Source organism: Neorhizobium sp. LMR1-1-1.1 (assembly GCF_040675795.1).
GTDB lineage: Bacteria > Pseudomonadota > Alphaproteobacteria > Rhizobiales > Rhizobiaceae > Neorhizobium > Neorhizobium cellulosilyticum.
Map to the genome: position 1 here is coordinate 1 of NZ_JBEGHE010000105.1, position 255 is coordinate 255.

1 pseudogene is annotated in these 255 nt (G+C 56.9%); it reads right to left on the reverse strand.

Annotation, left to right across the window (positions count from 1 at the left end):
• Window positions 1–160: pseudogene (locus MRBLMR1_RS30890) on the reverse strand (ATP-binding protein); the annotation flags it as partial.
• Window positions 161–255: the final 95 nt, after the last annotated feature.

A 255-nucleotide genomic window follows, 5' to 3' on the forward strand; every position in this document is an offset into this window, starting at 1 on the left:
GATCGTAGCGGGAACTCCATTCCCGTTCGAGCAGCAATCCCAGCCACTCAGCGTGCGAGAGATGTTCAGCTTCACCGTTGGAGATGAGCTCCCCAAAGGCCTTTGCCATGCCGGCCAGGCCCATGGCGTTGAGTTTGTCGAGTGTTGGATGAGCAAGCATTCTTCTTTCTCCTTAGTGGTAGTAGCGAGGTCCGCGGATGTTTTCGTGGTGGATAGGCTCATGCGAGGCTGGTCCATTGGTGGTGGCGGCTCGAT